Below are 19441 nucleotides of genomic sequence, written 5' to 3'. Positions count from 1 at the left end.
TCCACGCGGTGGCCGCTTGAGCTCCACACGGTGGCCGCTTGAGCTCCACACGGTGGCCGCTTGAGCTCCACACGGTGGCCGTCGAGTTCTGCGGCGGGGTTCCGCGCTGATGGGCGGCGCCGGGGAGCGCCGTGTCTCGTCGCGTGTGGGGTGCGCTTACGTCCGCGGGTGGTAGAGATTGCGGCGCGGTCGTTGTTGCAGGTCGATCCAGGGTGGTGGCACGAAGGTCGGGAGCCGGTCGGTGCCGAGTTCGGCGCGCCAGCCGCCGTCGGGGGCGTGCAGCAGGCGGTGATGGTGCCGGCAGAGCAGCACGAGGTTGTCCAGGTCGGTGGGGCCGCCATCTGACCAGGAGCGCAGATGATGGGCGTCGCACCAGCGGGCGGGGCGGTCGCAGCCTGGGAAAGCGCAACCGCCGTCGCGGACAGTCAGGGCGCGGCGGAGCGCGCCGTGGGCCAGGCGCCGACCGCGCCCGGCGTCGAGCACTTGGGAGGTGCCGCCGAGAACCAGCGGCAGGATGCGAGCGTCGCACGCCAGCCGTCGCACGGTCGCTGCGGAAATCCGCTCACCGTTGGGCAGTATGCCCGGGCCCAGCGCACCGACACCCTGCGCGCCCGGCGAACCCGCGCCCGACCGACCCGAGCCCACCGGACCCGCGCCCGACCGACCCGCGCCCGACCGACCTGTGCCCGGCCGACCCGCACCCGACTGAACCGCGACCGACGGAACCGCGCCCGACGGAACCGCGCATACCGCGGCGGCGAGTGGGTTGAACCGGATGGTCAGCGCTAGCTGGGGTGGTTCGCCGCCGTCGTGGGGGAGTTCGGCGGTGCGTAGCGCCAGCCGGCACACATCTACCAGGGCGTCGGCGCGGCGTTGGGGGAAGGAACGGTCGTCGCCGGGAGCCGGGCCGGACAAGGGCTGCAGGGCGGCGGTGACGATGGCGGCGTCCTCAATGCCTAGCGCGCCGGAGAGGCGGACCATGCCGTCGACGGGCATCGACAGGGTGAAGCAGCGTTGACGGTGGGCGCGGGCCTCCGCTCGGCGCAGGGCTGACTCGTCGGCCTGGTCGGCGATCTGCGGGGCGAGGTGGGCCAGGATGCGGTCGCCTAGCTTGCGTAGCTGGTGGGCGGGGAACTGGGTGGCCATGCCGATCAGCGTGGCCTCCGCCTGCTCGGCGAGGGCATCGGGCGCATCGTGCGGGCCACAAGCGTGGCCATCGATCGGGGTGGTGTCCTCGCCGGTGTCCGGGTTCGCGTCTGGGTCGGTGTCCGGGTGCGCATCGGCCTGTAGGTCGGCGAGGGTGGCGGGGAGAGCGTTTACCGCGTTGGCGATCACGGTGGCCTGGCGCAGGTCGATCACGCCGTCGAGCAGCGCCTGCTCGGCGGCCGGTCGGGAACTTAGGGCCGCCGCGGCTTCGGCCAACTCACGGGCCGGCTGCGGATCGAGGCGCAGAAGGTCGCGCAGCCAGCTGGGGACGGTACGGTGGCCGTACTGAGCGGGCAGGTTGCGGGCCGTGGTCTCGCGGATGACGCGGATCTGCAGGGTGGCGCTCGCCTGCTGCAACCGATGGACGGCTCGCAGCAGATCCAGCAGCTCGGCGTCGGGCAGGGGCCACAGCGGGCGGCCGGCGGCCTTGGCCGCTTCCTCACCCCAGCGCGTGACCTCGTCGAGCATGCGTCAAGTATCGAACATGCGTACGACAAAAATGGTTGATCAAGCAAAGGGCGGCGTCAGGGTGCCGCGCGGCGGTCGGCGGCCGCGTAGGAGGCGGCGGCGGTCACGGCCGAGACGGCCAGGACCGATGGCCAGGAGCCGATGCGCTTGGCCAGGGGGTGGGACAGGCCGAAGGCCACTACGTAGGTCGCCACCAGGGCGCCGGTCACGGCCGGGTTGGTGCGGCGGGCCCACTCGCGGCCGGCCAGCACGCCGCCGGCGGCCAGGACTACGCCGCCCAGCGGGCGGATGCCGGTACGGCGGGCCAGCTGCCAGCCGCCGATCAGGGAGCCGGCGGTGATCGCCGCCGTGGGAACGCGCATGGCACCGACCGTACACCGCGGACGGATCGGAACAGCGGAGGTTGACCGGTTCAGTGGGCCGGAGGATATTCATACGCTTGAATGCGATAGGGGGAGGCGGCATGCCTGGGATCAGCCGGCGACGGGCCCTGCAACTGGCGGCGGGCGCGACCGTGGCCGCCAAGCTGCCCGCGGCCGGGCCGGTGGTGCCGCGGCGGGAGACTAGCTTCGACGAGGGGTGGCTGTTCGCCCGGGGCGAGGTGGCGGGCGGCGAGTTGCCGGGGCTGGACGACGACGGCTGGCGCCGGCTCGACCTGCCGCACGACTGGGGCATCGAGGATCTCCCGTACGCGATCTCCGACGACGGGGCAGTCACGGCGGACGCCTCGGTGCTCACCACCCAGATCCCGCCGGCGCAACCCGCTCCCCCGGCGGTGATCGGGCCGTTCGACCCGGCCGCCAGCACCGGGGGCGGCTCGACCGGGTACACGGTCGGGGGCATCGGCTGGTACCGCAAGCACTTCGACAACCCGGGGAGCCGGGTGGAGCTGCGGTTCGACGGCGTCTATCAGAACGCGGACGTCTGGCTCAACGGCGTCCACCTCGGCTTCCACCCGTTCGGGTACACGCCGTTCGCCTTCGACGTCACCCCGCACCTGGTAAGCGGGACGAACGTTGTCGCGGTCCGGGTCGACAACAGCGGCCAGACGAGCCGGTGGTATTCGGGGTCGGGCATCTACCGCCACACGTGGCTGACCGTCACCGGCGCCACGCGCATTCCGCTGTCCGGCCTCACCGTGACAACGCCGGTCGTGACGGAGCGGCGTGCCACCGTACGTGTGGAGATCGACCTGGATGGACCACCCCCGGACCTGGTCCGGGTCACCCTGCGCGACCCCTGGAATCATCCGGTTGCTCGCCGTGAGGCGGCACCCGGCACGCCGATCGACTTCAGCGTGGACCGGCCGGCACTGTGGGACACCGGGCACCCGCACCTCTACACGGCGCACGCCGAGCTGCTGCACCACGGCCGGCCCGGCGACGCCACCGAGACCACCTTCGGCATCCGCGAGCTGACCTGGGACGGGCAACTGCGGCTCAACGGCCGGCCGGTCCAGGTCGTCGGCGGCTGCATCCACCACGACAACGGCCCGATGGGCGCGGTCGCGCTCGGCCGGTCCGAGGAGCGCCGGGTCGAACTGCTGCAGGCGGCCGGCTTCACCGCGCTGCGCACCGCGCACGACCCGCCCTCGACCGCCCTGCTCGACGCCTGTGACCGGCTCGGCATGCTGGTCATGGACGAGTTCGTGGACATGTGGGACACCGGCAAGACGCCGCAGGACTACTCGGTGCATTTCGCGCAGTGGTGGGAGCGCGACCTGACCAGCATGATCCGGCGCGACCGCAACCACCCGAGCGTCGTGATCTGGTCGCTCGGCAACGAGATCACCGACAACACCGGCGGGGTACGCGGCGCGCAGATGGCGCAGCTACTGCGGACGCTCGACGCGACCCGGCCGATCACACTCGGTGGCGGTTCGACCTTCACCGCCGACGACCCGTCCTGGTCCTACGTCGACATCGGTGACGTGCACTACAACGCGAACGGCAAGGGCTACGCGCAGATGCACGCCGCGCATCCGGACAAGCCGATGACGCACAGCGAGGGGTTCCCGGCGACGATCCACCAGGACGCGGTCTTCGTCGACGCGAACCCGTGGGCGGTCGGCACCTGGATCTGGGCGGCAATGGACTATCTCGGCGAGTCGGGCATAGGTAAGACCCTCATGGCGCCCGCGGGCACGGCCGCTTCGATCGGCGACCAGAGCGTGATGCCGGGCTGGTCGATCGCGCGGCTGCTGCACCACGGCTGGGGCGGCTTCGGCTACCCGTATCCCTACTTCCAAGGCAATTGCGGCGATCTCGACCTGATCGGACAGCGCAAGCCGCAGAACCACTGGCGGGCGGCCGTCACCGGCGTGAGCCCGGTCGAGCTGCTGGTCGAGCGCCCGGTCGAGCCCGGCACCGAACAGGTCGCGGTCTGGTGGGGCTATTACGACGAGCTCGAGAGCTGGACCTGGAACGTTCCGGACGGGCACCCGATGGTGGCGCGCGTCTACACCCCGGGCGACCACGTGCGGCTGCTGCTCGACGGCGAGCCGGTCGCCGAGGGCGTGCCCGAGCGCTGCGCCGTCGCGCTGACCGCCGGCTACCGGCCGGGCGAGCTCACCGCGATCGCGAGCCGGCAGGGCCGGGAGATCGGCCGCCGCACGCTGCGCACCACCGGCCCGGCCGCCGCGATCCGGCTCGTCCCCGACACGCGCAAGCTCACCACGAGCCGGGACGACCTCGCCCACGTCCTGGTCACCATCGTCGACGCGCACGGGCGGCTGGTCCCGGACGCGGTCCATCGGGTCGAGTTCGCCGTGCGCGGCGCCGGCACGCTGGCCGCGGTGGGTAACGGCAACCCGCACAACGCCGACAGCTTCCGGCGGCCCCGGCGCCACACCTGGCACGGCCGCGCGCTCGCGATCCTGCGGCCCGCGAAGACCCCGGGAGTGGTCACGCTGACCGCGTCGGCGCCGGGTCTGCGTCCGTCCGAGATCTCCCTTCCCGTACGCGCGAAGGACTGAACCGCGGCCGGCGCAAAGGACTGAACCGCGACCCGCGCGATGGACTGAACCCCCGCCGACGCGAAGGGCTAACGGCCGGCCCGCGCGAAGGACTGAACCACAGTCCGCGCGAAGGACTGAACCGCAGACCGCGCGAAGGACTGAACCGCAGCCCACGCGAAGGGATGAAGCGCGACCGAAACGCCCCGCCCGGAAGGGTGATGGGCGTTTGGTGACGTGGCGATCGGGGAAACCCGACGGACGGGAGCGGATCATCGACCGTGTGGCTCTTGCGGCGCTGGTCCACCATGGAAAGGCTTCTTGCAATGGGTACGTAATACTTGACCGCTGTTCATGGCCGGCGTCGTGCCCGGGGAGCCCGGACCGAACTCCCCCGCCGATCCCCCGGAGGCGCCGCGTGACCGACCCGCACACCGGACTCGCCGACCTGATCGCCCTCGTGCGTGCCGAGGCGCTCAGGCTCGGGCGGGACGACCTCGCCGCGCTGCTGCCCGCCGCGCCCGGCGGCCGCGAGACGCCGCGCCCGCCGCGGGTGGTGGTCTCCGGTGCCCCGGGACGCGGCAAGTCCCGGCTGATCAACAGCCTGCTCGGGCGGCCCGGCCTGAGCCCGGTCGGGAGCCGGCCGACGACCGCCGGCTGGATCGAGTTCCGGTACGGTCCCGAGGACGGCCTCACCGCGCTGATCACCGACGCGCGCGACCCCGGCTCGCCGCGCCGCCGGCCGATCGCGCTCGGCGACCTGCACGCGTACGTGTCGCTGAATGAAATCACCGAATCGGTGCTGGGCGTCGACGCTCGGCTCGACGCGCCGATCCTGCGCGACCTCGTCCTGGTCGACACCCCGGGGGTGGGCGGCCCGCACGCGGCCTGGCACGCGGACGCGCTGCTGTTCGTCAGCGACGCCGCCGGGCCGATCGGCGACAACGAGCTCAGCTTCCTGAGCGTCGCCACCCAGCACATCGAGACGATCGTGGTGGCGGTCAACAAGAGCGACGTGATCGGGCACGACCGCGCGCTCGCCGAGACCCGCCGCCGGCTGGCCTCCCACCCCGACCTGGCCCGGATCCCGGTCTTCGCGACCTCGGCCCGGCTCGCCGAGCAGGCGGGCCGGCCCGGCACCCCGCAGCATGTCTCGGTCCGTCTCACCGAGCTGGCCGGCACCCGGCAGCTGGTCGACCTGCTCACCTACTCGGCCACGGCGGCGATGCGCCGGCGCCGGTCCGCCGCGCAGGCCCACCGCACCACGGCCGTGACCCGGGAGCTGCTCGCCCATCTCGACCGGCTGGCCGGGCCGGACGAGCTGATCGACGCCGAGATCGCCACCGTAACCACCCTGCTCGACGGCGGCGGGCTGCTCGGCGCGCGCTTCGAGGAGGCCCGGAACACGGCCACCCAGCGGTTCGCCGCGTACGCGGACGGACTCGGCAACCGGTATCGCGACACCGCCGACTCGGGGCCCGCCGGCGAGCTGGACACGCTGGCGCCGCGGCTCGCGATCGGCCTGGCCGTGGCCGGGGTGTCCGCGCTGGACGAGACGCAGGACAGCATCCTCGAGGCGGTGCGCGACAGCCTCCGCGACGAGGTGCTGCTGCCGCCGGCCGCCGAGCTCGGCCCGCGGCTGCGCACGCCCGAACCGCTCGGCCCGCGCCGCACGGCCGGGGAGAGCGAGGAGGCCGCCCGCGCCCGTGACCTGCTGCCCACACTCACCGGCCTGGTCACGGGCTCGGCGATGGTGCTGTCGCTGCTGGCCGGCGCGGGTGTCGTCGGCGCGGACATCGCGCTGGCCGCCAGCGCCGGGTGGTGGCGGCTGCGCGGCGAGGTCGGCGCGCAGCGGCGCACCCGGCTTTCCACCTGGGTGGAGGCGGCGGTCGCCGAGGCCAAGTCGGCGTTCGACGGCGAGCTGCGCCGGCGAGTGGGCGCGGCCCGGCAGTACGTGGCCGAGGCCGTGCCCGATCTGCTGGAGGCACGGCGGGAACGGCTGCTCCGGCTGCGCGCCGGCCGGCCGGACGCCGAGGCGGCCGAGTCGTCCCGGGAGACATTGAACAAGGTTCTCGACGAGCTGTCCCGCCACAGCGTCGCCTGACAGGCCATAATCGACGGTCATGGGGGATCTTCGACTGACCCGCCGGCGGTTGCTGTTCACGACCGCGCCCGGCGTTCTCGGCATCACCGTCCTGGCCGGCTGCACCTCCGACAATCCGGACACACCCGCCACTCCCCCGCCCTCGCCGGTCCCGGCGGCCAGCGGGGCGGTCGCGGGTGACTGGCGGCGGGTCGCGATGGCGGCCGTGTCGGCGTACATCCTCGTTCGCGGCGCCGAGGTGGCGATCGTCGACCTCGGCCTCCCCGGCTCCGCCAACGCGATCGAGGAAGGGCTCAAGTCCGCCGGCGCGGATTGGCGCTCGGTGAAGCACATCGTGCTCACCCACCAGCACCAGGACCACGTGGGCGGGCTCCCCGAGATCGGTCCGAAGGTGAACGCCGCGATCTACGCCGGGGAGGGCGACCTCGCGTCGATCATCGCGGAGAAGGAGCTGAAGCCGCTCAAGGACGGCGACGAGCTGTTCGGGATGCGGATCGTCAACACGCCGGGGCACACGCTCGGGCACATCTCCCTCTTCGAGCCGGCCACCGGAATCCTCGTGGCCGGCGACGCGCTGCGCACGGAGGCGGGGCTGACCGGCTCCAACCCCGAGTTCACCGCGGACGAGGCGCAGGCGAACGCTTCCGTGCGCAAGCTCGCCGAGCTCGACGTGAAGGCGATCCTCTGTGGACACGGGACCCCGCTGACGGCGGGCGCGGGCGCGGCGCTGAAGCAGCTGGCGGCCAGCCTGTCGTAGCGGGTCCGGGCCGGTCAGGTCCGCGGGTCGTCCGTCGCCGCCGCCGATTCGCGCTGCCCGCGGACGTCGGCGAGCCGGTCCGCCAGGGCGCTTTCCATGGCCTCGTACGCGTCGCTGCCCAGCACCAGGCGGCGCGGCGCCGGCTCCACGTCGACGCTCGCGATCATCGCGCTCGCCATCCGGGCCGCGTCGCCGATGCCCTGGGCGGTGCGCTCGGTGAGGATGCCGCGGATCCGGCTCGCCGGCGTGTCGTCGTACGCCTCGATCCGGTCGGCGAGCACCGAGCTGCCGTAGCGGAAGTTCGTGCGCGCGCTGCCCGGCTCGACGATCGTGACGCCGATGCCGAACGGGGCGACCTCGCCGGCCACCGCGTCCGCGAAGCCCTCCACGCCCCACTTGGTGGCGTGGTAGAGCGATCCGCCCGGCCACGCCACCTGCCCGCCGACCGACGACAGCTGCAGGATCCGGCCGGCGCGCTGCCGGCGCAGGTGCGGCAGCGCGGCCCGGATCAGCCGGATCGAGCCGGTCAGGTTGGTCGCGATCTGGTGCACGACCTGCTCGTCGGTGAGCTCCTCGGCCGCGCCCATGAGCCCGTACCCGGCGTTGCTGACCACGACGTCGACACGCCCGAGCGTGGCCCACGCCTGATCGACCACCGCGGTGATCTCGTCCGGGTCGGTCATGTCGAGGTGGGCGGCGTGGAAGGTGGCCGGCCAGCGCTCGGCCAGGTCGTCGACGCTGCCCTTCGCCCGGAAGGTGCCGAGGACACGATCGCCGCGGGACAGCAGCTGCTCGCTGAGGTGCCGGCCGAAACCGCTGTTCGCGCCGGTGACGAGCCACGTTCGTTCAGTCATGCCTCGTAGCGTCGCCCGCTGCCGCGTGACCAGCCATTCCTCCGCTGAGGGGGGTGCCGGCAGGGCCACCCTTCCCGGCCCGGCGCGGCCTATCGTCGTGAGCGTGAACCTGATCGGGGAGTACCTGCGTGCCCGGCGCGAGCTGATCCGCCCCGAGGACGCCGGGCTGCGCGACAACGGGCATCGGCGGGTGCCCGGGCTCCGGCGGGACGAGCTGGCCATGCTCGCCGGGATCAGCACCGAGTACTACACACGCCTCGAGCAGGGCCGCGATCGCCGTCCGTCGCCGCAGGTGCTCGACGCGATCGCCCGGGCGCTGGGGCTCGACGAGGACGCCACCGCGCACCTGCACGCGCTGGGCACCCCGTCGGCGCCGCGGCGCCGCAGACCCGAGCGGGTCCGGCCCGGCGTACAACTTCTGCTCGATGCCTGGCAGACCACTCCCGCGTACGTCCAGGGACCGTTCCAGGACGTGCTGGCGGCCAACGACCTGGCGGTGGCGCTGTCGCCGATCTTCACGCCGGGCGGCAACATCCTGCGGGCCGTGCTGCTCGACCCGGCCGTGCAGGAGTTCCTCCCCGGCTGGCAGCAGCGGATAGGCAGCCTGGTCGCCGCGCTGCGCCTGATGACCGGCCCCGACGTCGACGATCCGCGGCTGACCGACCTGGTCGGCGAGCTGTCGGTGAAGAGCGACCTGTTCCGCCGCCTCTGGTCGCGCCACGACGCCGCACCGCACCCCGGCGGCGGCGTGCACCGGATGCGCCACCCGGTCGTCGGCGATCTCGAGCTGCGGTACGAGAAGTTCGCGGTCACCGGCGCCGACGGGCAGCTGCTGGTCGTCTACCACGCCGTGCCGGGCTCACCGAGCGCCGACGCCCTGTCCCTGCTGGGGTCAACGCTCAAACCCGGGACGGCTCAGCCCTCCTACCACTGAACCGGGGAACTCCTCGACGCCCAGCACCAGCAGCAGGTCGAGGCGCTCGCGGGACTCGTCGCCGGCCGGGGTGAGCACGAGCAGCTCCTGGCCCAGGTCGGGGGTCAGCAGGGTCTCGCAGTCCATCTCGACCGGGCCGACCCGCGGGTGCACGAACGTCTTGCGGTCGGCCCGTCGCACCGCCACCTCGTGCTCGGCCCACAGCCGCCGGAAGTCCTCGCTGTCGGCGCACAGCCGCTCGATCAGCGCGGTGACCACCGGGTCGCCCGAGCGCCGGCCGGCCGCCGCGCGCAGGTCGGCGACCATGCTGCGAGCGTGCCGCTCCCGCTCCTCGGGCGGGTTCACATCGCGTACGGAATTCTCGGTGAACCAGCGGTACGCGAGGTACCGCCGATAACCGGTGTAGCCGGTGAGGTCGCTCATCAGCAGCCGCGCCGCCCGGTTCTGCGCGAGAACCTCGCCGAGGTCGGAGACGACCATGGCCGGGGTGTCGCCGAGCAGGTCGAGCAGGCGCAGCAACCCCGCGCGGGCCAGCCGGGCCACCCCGTCGGCGGGCGGCGGCTGGTGCCCGGCCAGGTGGAACAGGTGGTCGCGCTCGTCGTCGGAGAGCCGAAGCGCGCGGGCCAGCGCGCCGAGCAGCTGGGTCGACGGCTGGCTGCTGCGGCCCTGCTCGAGCCGCACGACGTAGTCGACCGACATGCCGGCCAGCATCGCCACCTCCTCGCGGCGCAGGCCGGCGGTGCGGCGGCGCGGGCCGGCGGCGATGCCGACCTCGGCCGGGCGGATCGCCTCGCGGCGGCGGCGCAGGAAGTCGGCGAGCTGGTCACGCTGCATGACCCCATCGTCCCCTCCTACCCGGCGCGGGAGACAGGGAGCGGCGCTCCCACGATGAGCGCTCCGCTCCCGCCGGACCGGAATCCGGCGCACGGTGGGGACATGCAGACACGAACTCTGGGCCGGACCGGCCCCACCGTCTCCGCGCTGGGCCTGGGCGCGATGGGCATGTCGGCCGGCGCGTACGGCGAACCGGACCGCGACGAGGCGATCGCCACCGTGCACGCCGCCCTGGACGCGGGCGTCACGCTGATCGACACCGGCGACTTCTACGGCATGGGCCACAACGAGATGCTGCTCGGCGAGGCGCTGCGCGGCCGCGATCGGGACAGCTACCTGCTGAGCGTGAAGTTCGGCCAGCTGCGGGGGCCGGGCCGGGCGCACGGCGGTCAGGACGGCCGGCCCGCCGCGGTGAAGAACTTCCTCGCGTACTCGCTGAATCGCCTGGGTGTTGACCACATCGACATCTACCGGCCCGCCCGGCTCGACCCGGCGGTCCCGATCGAGGACACGGTCGGGGCGATCAAGGACATGATCGATGAGGGGTACGTCCGGTACGTGGGCCTCTCCGAGGTCGGTGCCGACACGATTCGCCGCGCCCACGCCGTCCACCCGATCGCCGACCTGCAGATCGAGTACTCGCTGCTGTCGCGCGCGGTGGAGCCGTCGGTGCTGCCGGCACTGCGCGAGCTGGGCATCGGACTGACGGCGTACGGCGTGCTGGGTCGTGGTTTGATCTCGGGGCACTGGAACGCCGACCGGGCGGCCGGCCCCGGCGACATGCGCGGCATGAGCCCCCGCTTCTCGGCCGGCAACGTCGAGCACAACCTCACCCTCGTCGACGCCCTCCGCCGGATCGCGGAGGCGAAGGGCTGCACGGTCGCCCAGCTGGCCATCGCCTGGGTGGCCGCACAGGGCGACGACATCGTGCCGCTGGCCGGCGCCCGCACCCGCGTGCGGCTGGCCGAGGCGCTGCCCGCCCTCGACGTGACACTCACCGCCGACGACCTGGCCGAGATCGAGAAGGCCGTCCCGGTGGGCTCGGCCCGGGGCGATCGCTACCCGGCCGCGTTCATGTCCAGCCTGGGCGTCGGGAACTGAGGCGCCGGGCCCACGTACGCTCGCGCCATGCGTGAGCTGGTGATGCGGTGGCAGCGGGGGTGGACCGTCGCCCGGGGGCTGCCGGCCGCGGACGACCTCGGCGACGGGCTGCGGGTGCGGGGCCTGCAGCCCGGCCGGGACGTCGAGTACGTGGCGTTCGACGGCGACGATCTGGGGTCGGTACGGCGGCTGGCCGAGCGGGTGCACGCGGAGCGCGAGATCACCTGGCTGACCGTCCCGACGAGCGCGCCGGAGCGTGCCGCCGCCGCCCTCGCCGAGGCCGGGCTGGTGCTGCTCAAGCGCGCGGAACAGCTGATGGTCATCGAGCTGCGCGACCACCCGGAGAGCAAACCGGCCGAGCCGTATCGCCTGGAGGTCGAGGGCGGCGCCGCGATCACCGCCACGGTCCGGGGCGACGGGCGGCCGGGCGAGGTGGCGGCGCGCGGCACGATCGGGCTGACCGGCGCCGACGCGATCGCCGACCGGATCGAGACCATGCCGGCCCATCGCCGCCGCGGACTGGGCGGGGTGGTGATGGGCGCGCTGGCCGGAGCCGCCCTGGAGGCCGGCGCCGAGCACGGCCTGCTCATCGCCAGCGAGGAGGGCCAGCACCTCTACCGCAGGCTCGGCTGGCGGCCGGTCGCCGACGTGCTGATCGCGACGACGCCCTAGCGCCTGCGCCGGCGCAGGCGCTAGTCGACGAACGCGCTGACGACCTCGTCGACCACCTCGCTCGCCTCCGAGCCCGGGATGAGGACACCGGTCTCGGCCGCCGTCTTCGTGCTGGTCTTGTGCCGGAACTGGGGTGGCTCATCGGTCCGGGCCGCGGTGAGGGTGCGCCTCTCCTCGAGGGCGTTGTGCACGCCGCCGGCCAGGTCGACGAGGCTGCCCTGGAAGTCGTTCATGAGGTGGACGCGGGCCGGTGGCGCGACGGCCGGGCGACGGGCCGGCTCCGGGACCGGGCGGATGTCGGTGCGCGGGGCCGGCAGCAGGCGCAGCTCGTCGAGCGGGTCGGCGGAGTGGGCGTCGCGCTCGGTCAGCGAGGGAGTGCCGGGGGCGAACTGGTGCAGGACCATGGCCGGGATCGACGCGTGTTCGTAGAAGATTCCCTTGACGGTCCCGGCCGGGATCAGCGGCGAGACAGCGACGGCCGGCACCCGTACGCCGCTCAAAGAGAAGTCGAAGCCGTGGTCCTGGTGCTTGTCGGGTGGGGTCACGGTCTGCGGCGCCACGTGGTCGAAGAAGCCGCCGTGCTCGTCGTAGGTGATGAGCAGCAACGTCGAGGCGAACAGTTCCGGGCTGGCGACCAGCGCGTTGTAGACGCGGGCCATGAGCGCCTCGCCGGCCGTGAAGCTGTCGCCCGAGACGAGGTTGTTGCCGGGGTGCTGGCTGTTGCCCTCGCCCGGGCCGAAACCGTGGTTGGGCTCGATGAAGGCGTAGTCGGGCAGCGTCCCGCGGCGGATGTCGTCCAGCAGACGGTCCATGTCGTGGAAATGGTCGGTGCCGTTCATCCAGAGCTTCGGGTACGCCCAGACCTGCGCCACGCCGTCCACATAGATCGACCACGTGCGACCGGCCTCGGAGAGACGCTCGAAGACGGTCGTGTCGGTGTAGAAGTCCACCTTGATGTTGGCCGTGCCGTGGGAGGTGGCGGCGTGCGCGTACTGCCGGTTGGGCCAGGTCTCGCCGGGCACGGACGCGTGCCAGCCGGTCAGCACGGCGTACTGCTTGGCGAGGAAGCCGAGCACCGGGATCTCGGCCGGCGGGAAACAGCGCATGATGTCGCGGGCCTGGGCCGGGATCGGGCCGCGGCGGCGGGTCAGCCGGGACCAGGCCGTCTTGAGGAAGCCGAGAACCGCGTTCAGGGCCCGTTGCCACCAGGACATCGGCCGCGACGTGCCGTGCTTGATCTTGTGCAGATAGGACGCGATGAAGCCGGACATCGGCGGGTCGCCGGCGATCTGGTCCATGACAGCCTGGTGCGAGTGGTCGGGGTCGGTGCCGAGCACCGGTGACGCGGTCGGCGTCGGGCGCACCCGCGGACTGCCGGGCCGCTTCGGGTCCTCCGGGCAGGAGACGTCGATCCGGTCGAGGCGCGGGTAGTCGGGACTGTCGTGGTCGAGGAATCCGATGAGATGGTCGAACGACCGGTTCTCCATCATGAGGACGACGATGTGCTCGATGCGTTCCCGGCCCGCCACGCGACCTCCCCTGGGTATGGCCGGACGCTACACCGGACGGACGACGCGAGGGATCACCGGAACGGCGTAGCCTGCGGGACATGGGCAGGCCGATGAGCTGTCGCCTGGGCTGGCACAAGTGGCGGACTCGCTCCACCGAGGACGGCGGCCAGTTCCAGCAGTGCACCCGCTGCGACAAGGTCAACACCGACTCCAAGATCCCGCCGGGCGCCGGCGGATTCTAGATCTGGACGCCGTCCGGACCCGAGGCCTCGGGCGGAGATGTTGCGCGCGGCCGGCAAAGATCGACAGCATCGGACTGGTCCCGGATGGTGACACCACGGGCCTGGAAGTTGTCGACGTCCGGCTGTACGCCATTCCTGAGGGCGGCGGAGTGACGATCATCGGCAGCGCCAAGGGCTTCGATTCGCCGGCGCAGTCGGTCCCGGCGAAAGGCAGCACGGTCGGGCCGTGGAACGGCCGGCCGGGCACCGGCTACGAGGTGCTGTTCGGGGTGCGCGGCGCGAAGGCGGGCATGTACAAGTTCAAATCGGTACGGGTCCAGTATCGCGTGGGCGGCAACCGGTACGTCCTCTCCTCCAACGATCGAGTCTGGTTCTGCGTCGGTGTTGACAGTTGCTGACAACGGTGTTCTTTTGTCCCGGCCGGCCAATGGTGGGCGCATGGCCGGAGGAGCACGCTCGCCTAGACCGCGATGCGGTAGCCGACGCCTGGGGTGGTTGTGATGACCGGGGGGTCGCCCAGTTTGCGCCGCAGGCGGCCGACGGTGACGGTGACCGTGTTGGTGAAGGGGTCGGCGTTCTCGTCCCAGACCTCCTCGAGCAGGGCCTCGCTGCTCAGGAAGGCGGGCGCCGCGCGCATCAGGGCCTCCAGGACGGCGAACTCCTTGACCGAGAGGTGCAGCTGGACGCCGTTGCGGGTGGCGGTGCGGGTGATCGGGTCCAGCTCGAGGCCACCGGCGCGCAGGGTGCGGGGGCGGGCGGCCGGCTGGCGGCGGGCCAGGGCGCGCACGCGCAGCACCAGCTCGGGGAAGTGGAAGGGCTTGGCCAGGTAGTCGTCGGCACCCAGGGTCAGGCCGCGGACCCGGTCGTCGGCCGTGCCGGCCGCGGTCAGCATGAGCACCATCGAGCGTTCGTCCCGTGAAGTGATCATCTGGCAGAGCGTGTCGCCGTGCAGGCCGGGCAGGTCGCGGTCGAGGACCACGACGTCGTACGCGTTGAGGTCGATCTTCTCGGCGGCGGTGAGGCCGTCGTACGCGATGTCGACCGCCATCCCCTGGTCGCGCAGGCCCTCGGCGACCACCTCGGCCAGCGCCCGCGCGTCCTCGACGACGAGCACCCTCATGCCGGCACCGCCACGGCCAGCGGCAGCGTCACGGTCACCCGCAGCCCGCCGGCCGGGAGCGCGAACAGGGACACCGTGCCCCCGTGCGCCGACGCCACGGCCGCGACGATCGACAGCCCGAGCCCGGTGCCGCTGCCGGTCCGTTCCGTCCCCAGCCGCTGGAACGGCCGGCCCAGCTCGGCGACCCGGGCGGGATCCAGCACCGGCCCGCTCGACTCGACCACGAGCCGCGCCTCCGACGGATCGGCCGCGGCGACCGAGACCCGCACCCAGCCGCCCGGGACGTTGTGCCGCACGGCGTTGTCGATGACGTTCTCGACGAGCCGGGCGAGCAGGACCGGATTTCCCCTGGTCACCACGTCGGCGTCCAGATCGGCGTACACGGGGAGGGCGGAACCGGAAGCACGCAGAGCATCACCCGCCAGGGCGCCGAGAGAGACCGCGGAGCGGTCGTCGAGCGCGCCGTGCTGAGCCCGCGCCAGCAGCAGGAAGCCCTCGAGGAGCCGGTCGACCCGGTCGAGCTCGGCCCGGATCCGGTCGGACAGCACCGTGGTCTCGGCCGGCACCGGGCCCGGCTTGGCCATCGCCACGTCCAGCGACGCCCGCATCGTGGCGAGCGGGGTGCGCAGCTCGTGCGAGGCGTCGGCGACGAACCGGCGCTGCGCCGCGAACGACTCCTCCAGCCGGGCCAGCAGCTCGTCGATCGTGTCGGCGAGGGCCTTCACCTCGTCGGCCGGGCCGCCCACCGCGAGCCGCTCGTGCAGGTTGTCGGCGGAGATGCGCCGGGTCGCGGCCGTGAGCACCCGCAGCGGCTTCAGCACCCGGCCGGCCAGCAAGCGGCCCAGCAGCAGCGACAGCAGCAGCGTGACGACCAGCCCGGTGACCACGCCGAGCAGCAGTTGCCGGCTGTGCGCCTCGTCGGCCGAGGCCAGCTGCTGCTGCAGGCGCTCGATCTGCTCGGCGGCCGGGGCCGGGGTGTTGCCGACGTGGGCCTGCGAGGTCCTGCGGCTGCCGAACGCCCCGATGATCGCGATGAGGCCGAGACCGGTCACCAGGATCATCGCCCCGTACAGGATCGTGTAACGCGTCCGGACACCCATCGGCCAAGCATGCCGTGCCCGGCCTAACAAACACATGACGTTGACTGTCGCGCCCCCGTTAGGCCCGGATCCGTAGAACTTCGGCCATGGAAGCCATCATCGAAGTCAGCGAATTGCACAAGCGGTTCGGCGCCGCGGTCGCGCTCGACGGCATGACGTTCACGGCCGGGCCGGGACTGGTCACCGGCTTCGTCGGGCCCAACGGCGCCGGCAAGTCCACCACCATGCGGGTCATCCTCGGCCTGGACCGGCCCGACTCGGGGACCGCCCTGGTCGGCGGCCGGCCGTACGCGAGCCTGAGGAACCCGCTCACCCACCTGGGCGCGCTGATCGACCCGGGCGCGCTGCAGCCGGGCCGCTCGGGGCGCAACCACCTGCTGTGGCTGGCCCAGTCGCAGGGGCTGGGTGCGAAGCGGGTCGACGAGGTGCTCGACCTGACCGCGATGCGGCCGGTGGCGCGGCGCCGGGCCGGCGGGTACTCGCTGGGCATGCGGCAGCGGCTGGGGATCGCGGCGGCGCTGCTCGGCGATCCGCCGGTGCTGATGCTGGACGAGCCGTTCAACGGGCTCGACCCGGAGGGCATCGTCTGGATGCGGGGGCTGCTGCGGTCGCTCGCCGCCGAGGGCCGGGCCGTGCTGGTCTCCAGCCACCTGATGAGCGAGCTGCAGGACGTCGCCGGGCACGTGGTGCTGGTCGGGGCCGGGACGGTGGTCGAGTCGTCGTCGACGGCCGATCTCACCGGGCGGTACGGGTCGCTCGAGGCGGCGTATCTCGAGCTCACCCGGGGCACGGGGGTGCTGCGATGATCCGCGCCGAGCTCACCAAGTTCCGCAGCGTACGGGCCTGGGTGGCGGGGATCGCGGTGGCGTTCCTGGCGATCGTCGGGCTCGGCCTGCTCGGCGCGTCCGGCATTCAGCAGGACTGCATGGGTCGGCCGTGCCCGCCGACGCCGACCGGGCCGGGCGGGGAGGCCGTGGACGACCATTTCTCGTACGTGCACCAGACGCTCGACGGCGACGGCGAGCTGACCGCGCACGTCGCCGCCTTCACCGGGATCATCACCTATCCCCCGCCCAACCACGACACGATCGTGAACGGGCTGGTCCCGTGGGCCAAGGCCGGGATCATGGTGAAGGACGGGACGAAGGAGGGCGCCACCTACGCCGCGGTCATGCTCACCGGCGAGCACGGGGTACGCCTCCAGCACGACTTCACCGAGGACAAGGCCGGCCCGGCCAACGCCTCCTGGCTGCGCCTCGCCCGCGCCGGTGACACGATCACGGCGTACGCCTCCGCCGACGGCGCCGCCTGGTCGACGGTCGGCACGGCGACCCTGAAGGATCTTCCCAAGCCGGTGGACATCGGGCTGTTCGTGGCCTCGCCGCAGAACGTCACGTCGGTCGCCAGCCCGCGCGGCGGCAGCCTTGTACAGGCGCGGTTCACCCAGGCCACGGCCGTCTTCGACAGCGTCGACCGCACCGGTAAGTGGGCCTTCACCGAGGTCGGCGACAACGGCATGCAGACCGACTGGGAGAAGAACGACCAGCCGGCCGGCTTCACCCAGGACCAGGGCCGGATCACCGTCTCGGGCAGCGGCGACATCGCGCCCGCTGCCCAGGAGGGCGGCCCGACCATCGCCTTCACGCTCACCGGGATGATCGTGGCGCTCATGGCCGTGATCATCGTGGCCGTCCTGTTCATCACCGGCGAGTACCGCCGCGGCCTGATCCGGACCACGTTCGCCGCGATGCCGGGGCGTGGCCGGGTGCTGACCGCCAAGGCGGCCGTGATCGGCGCGATCACGTTCGTCTGCGGGCTGATCGGCGCCGCGATCATCGTGCCGCTCGGGGCACACGTGGTGCGGTCGAACCACGTCAACCTGCTGCCGACGAGCGCCGGCACACAGATCAGGGTCATCGTCGGGGCGGCCTTGCTGCTTTCGCTCGCGGCGATTTTCGCGTACGCGGTGGGAGCCGCTCTTCGCCGGGGCGTGCTCGCGATCGCCCTTGCCGTCGTCCTGCTCGTCCTGCCCTACCTGCTGGCCACCACCTCGCTGCTGCCGACGGCGGCCGGCCAGTGGCTGCTGCGGTTGACGCCCGCGGCCGGGTTCGCGTTCCAGCAGGTCCTGCCCGCGTACCACCAGGTGGCGAAGCCCTACACGCCGGCCGACGGCTACTACCCGCTCGCGCCGTGGGCCGGGCTGGCGGTGCTGGCCGCCTGGGGCGCCGCGATGCTCGGCCTGGCCGTGCTGCGTGCTCGGCGGAGCGACGCGTGAGGGCCGCGCTGCGCGCCGAGTGGACGAAGCTGCGCACGGTCCCCGACGCCTACCTGGCCGTGCCGCTGATCGCCGTGCTCACCGCCGGCGTCTCGGTCGCCGCGAGCACGGCGGAAAGTGCCGACGTGGTGCATTCGAGCCTGCTCGGCGTCGAGCTGGGCCAGGCCGCGGTCGCGGTCTGGGCGGTGCAGATCCTGGCCGGCGAGTACGGCACCGGCCTGATCCGCACGACGTTCACCGCGCTCCCCCGCCGCCTGGAGGTGCTGGCGGCCAAGGCCGTGCTGCTGCTGGCCGGGGTGCTCGCGGCGAGCGTGCCGGCGATCGTCGCCTCGGTCGTGGCCGGGCACCGGTTCGCCACGGACTATCCGTCGCTCGCGAGCGGGACGGTGCTGCGCGCGGCCGGTGGCGCCGTGATCTACCTGTGCCTCATCGCGCTCATCGGGCTGGGCGCGGCGGCCACGGTCCGCAGCGCGGTGGCCGGCACCGGCGTCGTCCTCGGCCTGCTGCTGGCCCCGGCCGTGCTGACCATGTTCCTCAACCCGGACTGGCAGCGCTGGCTCTACAAGGTGTCGCCGTCCACGGCCGGCCAGACCATCGAATCCACGGTGGACCTCGCCGGCCTGCCGATCGGACCGTGGGCCGGGCTCGGGGTGGCGGCCGCCTGGGCGGTCGCCGCGCTCGGGATCGGGGCGCTCACCCTTCGACTGCGGGATGTGTAGCCTGTCAGGCCCATGGAGTCCCATCGCACGCGGGTGCGCGAGGCGCTGATCCGCGCCGCGCTCGAGCTCACGGTCGAGCGCGGCTGGGACGGCGTGCGGATGGCCGACGTGGGGGCCCGGGCCGGAGTGAGCCGGCAGACCGTCTACAACGAGTTCGGGGGCCGGGAGGGACTGGCCGAGGCGCTCGCCGTGAGCGAGGTGCGCCGGTTCGCCCAGCGGATCCGCGCCTCGCTGTTCGGCACCGGCGGCGACGTGCGGGCTGCCGCCTACGCGGCGATCCTGCTGACGCTGGAGGAAGCCGCCCGTAACCCGCTGGTCAGGGCGATCGTGACCAGCGGGCGGGGCGGGGCCGACGAACTGCTGCCCTATCTGACGACCCGGTCGGAGATCGTGCTGTCCGAGGCGGGCGCGGTGCTCACCGAGTGGGCCCGGGTCCACCTGCCGTCGCCGGCGCCGGCCACGGTGGCGCTCGCGGTCGACTCGGTGATCCGGCTGACCGTCAGCCACATCATGCTGCCGCGGGACACCTCGGCCGGGACCGCCGCCGCCCTGGCCGAGGTGTTCGTCCGGCTCCTCCGCTGACTTCGCGGG

18 protein-coding genes and 1 pseudogene are annotated in these 19441 nt (G+C 73.0%); 12 read left to right on the top strand and 7 right to left on the bottom strand.

Going from position 1 to position 19441, the window contains the following annotated elements; all coding sequences use genetic code 11:
• Window positions 1-156: 156 nt before the first annotated feature.
• Window positions 157-1674: an HNH endonuclease signature motif containing protein gene (locus A3CQ_RS63280; protein WP_020516168.1), complete on the bottom strand. Its 1518-nt coding sequence runs from the start codon at window positions 1672-1674 to the stop codon at window positions 157-159.
• 56 nt (window positions 1675-1730) lie between these two features.
• Window positions 1731-2036 (bottom strand): hypothetical protein, encoded by a 306-nt coding sequence (locus A3CQ_RS0137815; protein ID WP_020516167.1) that lies wholly within the window; start codon window positions 2034-2036, stop codon window positions 1731-1733.
• Between the two features lie 101 nt (window positions 2037-2137).
• Here A3CQ_RS0137815 and A3CQ_RS0137810 point away from each other — a divergent pair, with 101 nt between their 5' ends.
• From A3CQ_RS0137810 to A3CQ_RS0137800, 3 genes are all read left to right on the top strand, one after another.
• On the top strand, window positions 2138-4648 hold the full coding sequence (locus A3CQ_RS0137810) for a glycoside hydrolase family 2 TIM barrel-domain containing protein (RefSeq protein WP_020516166.1): 2511 nt from the start codon (window positions 2138-2140) through the stop codon (window positions 4646-4648).
• Window positions 4649-5045: 397 nt separating this feature from the next.
• Window positions 5046-6731, top strand: coding sequence for a dynamin family protein (locus A3CQ_RS0137805; protein ID WP_020516165.1), 1686 nt, complete (start codon window positions 5046-5048; stop codon window positions 6729-6731).
• Window positions 6732-6750: 19 nt separating this feature from the next.
• Window positions 6751-7488, top strand: coding sequence for an MBL fold metallo-hydrolase (locus A3CQ_RS0137800; protein ID WP_026206659.1), 738 nt, complete (start codon window positions 6751-6753; stop codon window positions 7486-7488).
• A 14-nt stretch (window positions 7489-7502) separates the two neighbouring features.
• Here the strand turns inward: A3CQ_RS0137800 and A3CQ_RS0137795 are convergent, their stop codons facing one another.
• Complete coding sequence (locus tag A3CQ_RS0137795; RefSeq protein ID WP_020516163.1) at window positions 7503-8342, bottom strand: SDR family oxidoreductase; 840 nt, start codon at window positions 8340-8342, stop codon at window positions 7503-7505.
• Between the two features lie 103 nt (window positions 8343-8445).
• On the opposite strand from A3CQ_RS0137795, the gene A3CQ_RS0137790 reads away from it, so the two are divergent.
• Complete coding sequence (locus tag A3CQ_RS0137790) at window positions 8446-9276, top strand: MmyB family transcriptional regulator (RefSeq protein WP_020516162.1); 831 nt, start codon at window positions 8446-8448, stop codon at window positions 9274-9276.
• Here the strand turns inward: A3CQ_RS0137790 and A3CQ_RS0137785 are convergent.
• Entirely contained in the window at window positions 9235-10110 is an 876-nt protein-coding gene (locus A3CQ_RS0137785) for a helix-turn-helix transcriptional regulator (RefSeq protein WP_020516161.1), read from the bottom strand. The two genes, A3CQ_RS0137790 and A3CQ_RS0137785, sit on opposite strands and share 42 nt — an antisense overlap.
• 102 nt (window positions 10111-10212) lie before the next feature.
• On the opposite strand from A3CQ_RS0137785, the gene A3CQ_RS0137780 reads away from it, so the two are divergent.
• Together A3CQ_RS0137780 and A3CQ_RS0137775 are read left to right on the top strand one after the other, a co-directional pair.
• Window positions 10213-11211 (top strand): aldo/keto reductase, encoded by a 999-nt coding sequence (locus A3CQ_RS0137780; protein WP_026206658.1) that lies wholly within the window; start codon window positions 10213-10215, stop codon window positions 11209-11211.
• Window positions 11212-11238: 27 nt separating this feature from the next.
• Entirely contained in the window at window positions 11239-11883 is a 645-nt protein-coding gene (locus A3CQ_RS0137775; protein WP_020516159.1) for a GNAT family N-acetyltransferase, read from the top strand.
• Between the two features lie 20 nt (window positions 11884-11903).
• Here the strand turns inward: A3CQ_RS0137775 and A3CQ_RS58110 are convergent, their stop codons facing one another.
• Window positions 11904-13412, bottom strand: coding sequence for an alkaline phosphatase family protein (locus tag A3CQ_RS58110; protein WP_020516158.1), 1509 nt, complete (start codon window positions 13410-13412; stop codon window positions 11904-11906).
• A gap of 80 nt (window positions 13413-13492) precedes the next feature.
• Between A3CQ_RS58110 and A3CQ_RS61310 the strand changes: the two genes are divergently transcribed.
• Together A3CQ_RS61310 and A3CQ_RS0137760 are read left to right on the top strand one after the other, a co-directional pair.
• Window positions 13493-13636 carry a hypothetical protein gene (locus A3CQ_RS61310; RefSeq protein WP_157296817.1) on the top strand — a complete coding sequence of 48 codons (144 nt, stop codon included), beginning with the start codon at window positions 13493-13495 and terminating at the stop codon, window positions 13634-13636.
• Between the two features lie 149 nt (window positions 13637-13785).
• Entirely contained in the window at window positions 13786-14034 is a 249-nt protein-coding gene (locus A3CQ_RS0137760; protein ID WP_020516156.1) for a hypothetical protein, read from the top strand.
• A 62-nt stretch (window positions 14035-14096) separates the two neighbouring features.
• Here A3CQ_RS0137760 and A3CQ_RS0137755 read toward each other — a convergent pair whose 3' ends face one another.
• Both A3CQ_RS0137755 and A3CQ_RS0137750 read right to left on the bottom strand, forming a co-directional pair.
• The gene (locus tag A3CQ_RS0137755; protein ID WP_020516155.1) at window positions 14097-14756 is read right to left on the bottom strand and encodes a response regulator transcription factor; all 660 of its coding nucleotides are present in this window, start codon (window positions 14754-14756) and stop codon (window positions 14097-14099) included.
• On the bottom strand, window positions 14753-15856 hold the full coding sequence (locus A3CQ_RS0137750) for a sensor histidine kinase (RefSeq protein WP_020516154.1): 1104 nt from the start codon (window positions 15854-15856) through the stop codon (window positions 14753-14755). The genes A3CQ_RS0137755 and A3CQ_RS0137750 overlap by 4 nt, the downstream gene beginning before the upstream one ends.
• A gap of 95 nt (window positions 15857-15951) precedes the next feature.
• Here A3CQ_RS0137750 and A3CQ_RS0137745 point away from each other — a divergent pair.
• From A3CQ_RS0137745 to A3CQ_RS0137730, 4 genes and pseudogenes are all read left to right on the top strand, one after another.
• Window positions 15952-16602 (top strand): annotated as a pseudogene (locus A3CQ_RS0137745) (ABC transporter ATP-binding protein); the annotation flags it as partial.
• A 56-nt stretch (window positions 16603-16658) separates the two neighbouring features.
• Window positions 16659-18131 (top strand): DUF1349 domain-containing protein, encoded by a 1473-nt coding sequence (locus A3CQ_RS0137740; protein ID WP_020516152.1) that lies wholly within the window; start codon window positions 16659-16661, stop codon window positions 18129-18131.
• Complete coding sequence (locus A3CQ_RS0137735; protein ID WP_020516151.1) at window positions 18128-18850, top strand: ABC transporter permease; 723 nt, start codon at window positions 18128-18130, stop codon at window positions 18848-18850. Before A3CQ_RS0137740 ends, A3CQ_RS0137735 begins: the two co-directional genes overlap by 4 nt.
• 12 nt (window positions 18851-18862) lie before the next feature.
• Window positions 18863-19432 (top strand): TetR/AcrR family transcriptional regulator, encoded by a 570-nt coding sequence (locus tag A3CQ_RS0137730; RefSeq protein ID WP_026206656.1) that lies wholly within the window; start codon window positions 18863-18865, stop codon window positions 19430-19432.
• Window positions 19433-19441: the final 9 nt, after the last annotated feature.

Origin of the sequence: Paractinoplanes globisporus DSM 43857, assembly GCF_000379645.1 — a bacterium.
Lineage (GTDB): Bacteria > Actinomycetota > Actinomycetes > Mycobacteriales > Micromonosporaceae > Actinoplanes > Actinoplanes globisporus.
The sequence above is the reverse complement of the archived record's forward strand: the minus strand, read 5'-3'. Positions and strand labels throughout refer to the sequence as shown.

Bases quoted from the DNA above. Each gene is read 5' to 3' on its own strand.
- A3CQ_RS0137730 (WP_026206656.1), top strand. From the start codon at position 18,863: ATGGAGTCCCATCGCACGCGGGTGCGCGAGGCGCTGATCCGCGCCGCG.
- A3CQ_RS0137750 (WP_020516154.1), bottom strand. From the start codon at position 15,856: ATGGGTGTCCGGACGCGTTACACGATCCTGTACGGGGCGATGATCCTG.
- A3CQ_RS0137810 (WP_020516166.1), top strand. From the start codon at position 2,138: ATGCCTGGGATCAGCCGGCGACGGGCCCTGCAACTGGCGGCGGGCGCG.
- A3CQ_RS0137755 (WP_020516155.1), bottom strand. From the start codon at position 14,756: ATGAGGGTGCTCGTCGTCGAGGACGCGCGGGCGCTGGCCGAGGTGGTC.
- A3CQ_RS0137775 (WP_020516159.1), top strand. From the start codon at position 11,239: ATGCGTGAGCTGGTGATGCGGTGGCAGCGGGGGTGGACCGTCGCCCGG.
- A3CQ_RS0137795 (WP_020516163.1), bottom strand. From the start codon at position 8,342: ATGACTGAACGAACGTGGCTCGTCACCGGCGCGAACAGCGGTTTCGGC.
- A3CQ_RS0137780 (WP_026206658.1), top strand. From the start codon at position 10,213: ATGCAGACACGAACTCTGGGCCGGACCGGCCCCACCGTCTCCGCGCTG.
- A3CQ_RS0137815 (WP_020516167.1), bottom strand. From the start codon at position 2,036: ATGCGCGTTCCCACGGCGGCGATCACCGCCGGCTCCCTGATCGGCGGC.
- A3CQ_RS0137740 (WP_020516152.1), top strand. From the start codon at position 16,659: ATGATCCGCGCCGAGCTCACCAAGTTCCGCAGCGTACGGGCCTGGGTG.
- A3CQ_RS0137800 (WP_026206659.1), top strand. From the start codon at position 6,751: ATGGGGGATCTTCGACTGACCCGCCGGCGGTTGCTGTTCACGACCGCG.
- A3CQ_RS0137785 (WP_020516161.1), bottom strand. From the start codon at position 10,110: ATGCAGCGTGACCAGCTCGCCGACTTCCTGCGCCGCCGCCGCGAGGCG.
- A3CQ_RS61310 (WP_157296817.1), top strand. From the start codon at position 13,493: ATGGGCAGGCCGATGAGCTGTCGCCTGGGCTGGCACAAGTGGCGGACT.
- A3CQ_RS63280 (WP_020516168.1), bottom strand. From the start codon at position 1,674: ATGCTCGACGAGGTCACGCGCTGGGGTGAGGAAGCGGCCAAGGCCGCC.